This is a genomic window from Geobacillus sp., assembly GCF_017515625.1.
Taxonomy (GTDB): Bacteria; Bacillota; Bacilli; order Bacillales; family Anoxybacillaceae; genus Geobacillus; species Geobacillus stearothermophilus.
This window is the reverse complement of sequence record NZ_JAFWFM010000021.1, coordinates 1-4644: the sequence shown is the minus strand read 5'-3', so window position 1 is coordinate 4644 and position 4644 is coordinate 1. Positions and strand designations below refer to the sequence as shown.

The 4644-nt window shown below is 48.3% G+C and carries 3 protein-coding genes; 1 reads left to right on the top strand and 2 read right to left on the bottom strand.

The window, feature by feature from the left end; genetic code table 11:
• Nucleotides 1-276: 276 nt before the first annotated feature.
• The gene (locus IKE44_RS01470; protein ID WP_011230259.1) at nucleotides 277-969 is read right to left on the bottom strand and encodes a Crp/Fnr family transcriptional regulator; all 693 of its coding nucleotides are present in this window, start codon (nucleotides 967-969) and stop codon (nucleotides 277-279) included.
• Nucleotides 970-1201: 232 nt separating this feature from the next.
• On the opposite strand from IKE44_RS01470, the gene IKE44_RS01465 reads away from it, so the two are divergent.
• Nucleotides 1202-3565: a nitric-oxide reductase large subunit gene (locus tag IKE44_RS01465; protein ID WP_033013780.1), complete on the top strand. Its 2364-nt coding sequence runs from the start codon at nucleotides 1202-1204 to the stop codon at nucleotides 3563-3565.
• 321 nt (nucleotides 3566-3886) lie between these two features.
• Here the strand turns inward: IKE44_RS01465 and IKE44_RS01460 are convergent, their stop codons facing one another.
• Nucleotides 3887-4465, bottom strand: a complete 579-nt coding sequence (locus IKE44_RS01460; protein WP_287464806.1) for a hypothetical protein — start codon at nucleotides 4463-4465, stop codon at nucleotides 3887-3889.
• Nucleotides 4466-4644: the final 179 nt, after the last annotated feature.

Genomic DNA, 4644 nt, shown 5'->3' with positions numbered 1-4644 from the left:
GAGGGCTTTTTTTGATCAAGTCCCCGGAAAAGCTCCTAACGGGAATGCTCCTTTTTGACTATCATGATAATTATTTTCACTGTGGAATGTTGTGATATAGCTCACATCTTTCGGCCGAAACATGACATATTCCACTTTGGAAAAAAAGGTTTCGTTTTCGTTTGAGAGGGCGGAATAGCATGTTCCAGAAAGATGGGCTTGCCGAAATGTTTGAAAGGAAACCCCATCAGCTCCATTGCGCATCCCGACCGGTACCGGACGATGGGGAAAAAGGAGTTAGAAAAAGATTTCTTGTTCGAGCCCTTCGCGGTCAATCAAATAAAAGCCGTGTTCGTCGACGTCAATCAGCCCTTTCCGTTTCAGCTGGCTCAACGTCCGGCTGACCGTTTCCCGGGCGGTGCCGATCATGTTGGCCAGCTCGCGGTTCGTCACATGGGCGGTGAGACGGTGCCACTTCCCTTGTTTGACGGCGTTCGTGCGCGTCAGCCGCAACAAAAGCAGCACGATTTGTTCGTACGTATTATGGAGCACTTGCGCCTCAAGCCGGTTTTGCAAGTCGACGATTTTTTCGCCCATGACGCGGAACAGTTTTATGCAAAGTTCAGGGCTCGCCATCAGCACTTGTTCGAAATCGTGGATCGGGATCGCGATCAATGTCGCTTCCTCGACCACTTCGGCGTGGGCCGGATAGGTGCCTTTTAAGAAAAAGCCGGCATGCGGAAACATTTCTCCCGTCTGCAAAATCGAAACGATTTGTTCTTTCCCGCTGAAGTCCGTTTTATAAATTTTTACCGTGCCGGAATGAATGAAATAGACACGTTCTAACGGGTCGCCTTGCATAAAGACAAACGTCCGCGGCTTGTAAACGCGCACGTGGGAAATGGCAACCAGCGAATCAAGCTCGTAATCGGACAGTTCACGAAACAACGGAACAGCTTTTAAGCGGTCTTTCATCCAATGGTTCGCCATGGCGTTCTCTCCTTTGGAAATGTGACAAAAGTGTGGCGGCTGTCAACAGAGCATCGATGCTTTTCTCTTTTTGAACATCCGCGCCGTTTGGCCTTTTTTGCCTTCATTGTATACATTCTTACGCCATAAAGCTGTGATATAAATCATAACGGACATTTGCCCCAGCTCACAAACCGGCCTCGATTCAGCACGCTACAATGGGGGCGAACAAACGAGAAGGAGGTTGTCTCATATGGAAGTTCATCGATCCGTTCGCCCCAACATGCGGCCGGGGCGGCAAACGACCAACAGTTTTCTCAAATCGATTCTCATTTTCACCATTTTAATCAGCTTCACTGTCCTGCTTGTCGGCGGATATTGGATTTTTAAAGAAATGGCGCCGAGGCCGAAGGAAGTTCGCAGTGAAGACGGCCAAGTGTTGATGACGAAAGAAACGATCATCGGCGGGCAGGCCGTCTTCCAAAAATACGGGCTGATGGATTACGGAACCGTGCTTGGGCATGGGTCGTATATGGGGCCGGACTATACGGCAGAAGCGTTGAAAATTTATACGGAAGGCATGCAAGATTACAAAGCAAAAGAGCGGTATCACAAACCGTTTGCCGATTTAACCGCCGATGAGAAAACGATCATCCGCGAACAAGTCATCAAGGAAATGCGAAAAAATCGCTACAACCCGGTTACGGATGTTCTCGTCCTGACAGATGCGCAAGTATACGGGTTGGAAAAAGTGCGCGACTATTACCGCGACGTGTTCACCAATGGCGACGGTTGGGGATTGAAAAAAGGATTGATCAAAGAAAGCGACATGCCAAAATCAGGCCGTGCTTGGGTCGCGGACGGCGACCAAATCAAGCAAATTGCCGACTTTTTCTTCTGGACCGCTTGGCTGTCAAGCACGCCAAGACTTGGCGACCACATCACTTATACGAACAACTGGCCGTACTATGAGGACGCCGGCAATACGATGTCATTTTCCGCGGTATGGTGGAGCGGCGCGAGCGTCACGATTTTGATTTTGTTCATCGGGATCATTTTGTATGTGTTCCACCGCTATCAGTTAAGCATGCAAGAAGCGTATGCAGAAGGGAAGTTTCCGGTCATCGACTTGCGGCGGCAGCCGCTTACTCCGTCGCAAGTGAAAGCGGGCAAATATTTCGTTGTCGTCGCCGCGCTCTTTTTCGTGCAAGCGATGTTCGGGGCGTTGCTCGCCCACTACTATACGGAACCGGACAGCTTCTTCGGCATCAAATGGATACATGACCTATTGCCGTTTAACATCGCCAAAGGGTATCACTTGCAGCTGGCGATTTTCTGGATTGCCACCGCTTGGCTTGGCATGGGGATTTTCATCGCGCCACTTGTCGGCGGGCAAGAGCCGAAAAAGCAAGGGTTGCTTGTTGATTTGCTCTTCTGGGCGCTTGTCGTCCTTGTCGCCGGCAGCATGATCGGCCAATGGCTAGGCGTCAACGGCTACTTAGGGAACGAATGGTTTCTGTTTGGCCATCAAGGATGGGAATACATTGAGCTCGGCCGCGTTTGGCAAATCATTTTAGTCGTGGGCATGCTGCTTTGGCTGTTCATCGTCTTTCGCGGCATCAAACGAGGGCTGAAGCAAGAAAGCGACAAAGGCGGTCTCATCCACTTGCTGTTTTACTCAGCCATCGCCGTTCCGTTCTTTTACATCTTCGCGTTCTTTATCGAGCCGGATACGAACTTTACGATGGCTGACTTTTGGCGCTGGTGGATCATCCACTTATGGGTCGAAGGCATTTTCGAAGTGTTCGCCGTTGTTGTCATCGGGTTTTTGCTCGTACAAATGAGATTGGTGACGAAAAAATCGACGGTCCGGGCTCTCTATTTCCAATTTACGATTTTACTAGGCAGCGGTGTCATCGGCATCGGCCACCACTATTACTACAACGGTTCACCGGAAATTTGGATCGCTCTTGGCGCGGTGTTCTCGGCGCTCGAGGTCATTCCGCTTACGCTCCTTATTTTAGAAGCGTATGAACAATATAAAATGATGCGCGACGGCGGGGTCAACTTCCCGTATAAGGCCACATTCTGGTTTTTGATCTCCACAGCGATCTGGAACTTGGTCGGCGCAGGGGTGCTCGGCTTTCTGATCAACTTGCCGGCGGTCAGCTACTTTGAACACGGGCAATTCTTAACGCCGGCTCACGGCCACGGAGCGATGATGGGCGTGTATGGCATGTTTGCGATCGCCGTGCTTCTTTACTCGCTGCGCAACATCGTCAAACCGGAAGCATGGAACGACAAATGGCTGAAATTCTCTTGCTGGATGCTGAACATCGGCCTGGCTGGCATGGTTCTCATCACGCTTCTCCCGGTTGGGGTGCTGCAAATCAAAGAAGCGTTTGAACACGGCTATTGGGCGTCCCGTTCGCCTTCGTTCTTGCAACAAGACGTCGTACAAAACTTGCTGCTTGTCCGCTTTGTTCCGGATACGATCTTTTTGATCGGCGTCGTTGCGTTGCTTGTTTTCGCCATCAAGGTGCTGTTCCATTTGCGCAAGCCAACGCACGGCGAAGGGGAAGAGCTGCCGGTGGCGAATTTGGCGGAGGAAGAATAACCAAAACGGGGCTGACCAAAAACGCGAATGCGTTTTGGAATTAGCCCCTTTTTTACACCAAAATATCGTTCGTTTTCTGGCAGAATAGAGTTACCATAACCACTATCACTGGAAAAGGAGCGATTCGTTTATGAAACATCATCATAATTTTTGAAGAGTGTACCATGAATCATCTCACGTTGCCAGGCGATATCATTCCACTGGATCATATGGCTCATGTAGTTTACGAAATGGTCGAACGCATTCCGATGGAGATGTTTCTTCCTTTACTATAAAGGCGGCCGCACCTCAGAAAGGCAAGGAGAGATGCTTCCTCCTTGCTCATGTTGTCTTTATAAGACGAATGCTGGAAATTGCCGCTTCGTGTTCAATCGAACGCCTAGAAAGAAGATCTAAAATCCGTTCGTGCTTTTCCATGTTTTGTTCTATTTTCTTAACGATTTCATTTGTTTCAAGCACTGCTTGTTGGAGGAAAACAAATTCTTGCTTTGTGACCATATTGGCTTTGACATGATCTAATTCTTTCATTAGGTTGTTCTTTACGTCCTCAAGCTCCTGCTTGGTGGCCATGTTGGTTTTAATGTCTTCAAGCTCTTGCTTGGTGGCCATGTTGGTTTTAATGTCTTCAAGCTCTTGCTTGGTGGCCATGTTGGCTTTAATGTCTTCGATCTTTTTTGTGAAACTATGCTTCACTTCTTCGAGTTCTTGTTTAGTGGCCATGTTGGTTCTAATATCTTCGAACTCTTTTGTGAAACGATTCCTCACTTCTTCAAGTTCTCGTTTCGTTGCCATGTTGGCTTTAATATCCTCAAGCTCTGTTGTGAAGTTTTGCTTCACTTCTTCGAGCTCCTGTTTCGTTGCCATGTTTGTTTTGATATCGCTTACTTCATGTTCGATCATTTGGAGCTTGTCCAAAATTTGGTTCAATATCTCTTCCGAGGAAAATCCTCCCTTCTAATAAGATACCTGAATCCGTGACAGCAGCTCATCAAAAGCACCGGAAAACGTAATCATATCAAGGGTTTAGCCCAGTTTCGGATGTTCACTTATTGAGTGAAAAGCAAAAAGTGTGATATTTG

Coding starts and splice junctions, on each gene's coding strand:
- IKE44_RS01465 (WP_033013780.1), top strand. CDS start 1,202: ATGGAAGTTCATCGATCCGTTCGCCCCAACATGCGGCCGGGGCGGCAA.
- IKE44_RS01470 (WP_011230259.1), bottom strand. CDS start 969: ATGGCGAACCATTGGATGAAAGACCGCTTAAAAGCTGTTCCGTTGTTT.
- IKE44_RS01460 (WP_287464806.1), bottom strand. CDS start 4,465: ATGATCGAACATGAAGTAAGCGATATCAAAACAAACATGGCAACGAAA.